This is a genomic window from Carboxylicivirga sp. M1479, from assembly GCF_007097485.1.
Lineage (GTDB): Bacteria > Bacteroidota > Bacteroidia > Bacteroidales > Marinilabiliaceae > Carboxylicivirga.
Window position 1 is genome coordinate 1 of sequence record NZ_VKDE01000102.1, and the last position, 336, is coordinate 336.

Annotated in this window: 1 protein-coding gene; it reads right to left on the reverse strand. The window is 42.9% G+C overall.

The features are described from left to right. Positions 1–336: sulfatase/phosphatase domain-containing protein (locus FNN09_RS20950; RefSeq protein WP_143304438.1), on the reverse strand; the 336-nt coding region annotated here is incomplete at both ends.

Sequence of the window (336 nt, forward strand, 5' to 3'; positions counted from 1 at the left end):
TGCTTCAGGATTTTTTCTAATGCCATACTGCACACCTTTCCATTTACCCATTCTAACGGCTTTTCGACCACCCACAGAATTAAATTCCCAATAAAGGTATTCGTGTTCCTTTTGAGTGCCCTGATTGGTTAACGCAGGTAACATGGAGATACCATCAATGTTTTCAGGGTGATCAGTGCCAATCATATCTGCAAAAGTTGGCATCATATCCCAAAAAGCAGAGATGTGATCTGATGTTGTACCTGCTTTAATTTGGCCAGGCCAGCTGGCAATAAATGGTACACGAATACCCCCTTCGTACAAGTCACGCTTGTAACCTTTGTAGGCACCGTTACT